Annotated in this window: 1 protein-coding gene; it reads left to right on the top strand. The window is 62.7% G+C overall.

Annotated features, from left to right (window positions below):
• On the top strand, nucleotides 1–357 hold a 357-nt coding region (locus B3187_RS08300; protein WP_286805694.1), incomplete at both ends, for an ATP-binding cassette domain-containing protein.

The raw sequence follows: 357 nt of genomic DNA, 5'->3' as shown, positions 1-357 counted from the left end.
CTGGACAGCCTGCGCCGTGCCATTGCCATCGTTCCCCAGGACACGGTTCTGTTCAATACCAGCATTCGGGAGAACATCGCTTACGGTAACCCATCGGCCTCGGATGAAGCCATTGATCGGGCCATTCGCATGGCCCACCTGGACGGTTTTATTGCCGCCCTGCCCCAGGGGGATCAGACGTTGGTTGGTGAGCGGGGACTGAAGGTCTCGGGTGGCGAGAAGCAGCGCATCGCCCGGGTGCTGCTCAAGGGCGCACCGATTCTGATTTTTGACGAGGCCACCTCCGCCCTCGACTCCCGCGCGGAAGCCGCCATTGTGGCCGCCATGCGGGAAGTGTCTTCCGGGCATACCAGCCTG

Origin of the sequence: Marinimicrobium sp. UBA4209 (assembly GCF_002381585.1) — a bacterium.
Lineage (GTDB): Bacteria > Pseudomonadota > Gammaproteobacteria > Pseudomonadales > Cellvibrionaceae > Marinimicrobium > Marinimicrobium koreense.
Note: the sequence above shows the minus strand (reverse complement) of the source record. Positions and strands in the feature narration are given on the sequence as shown.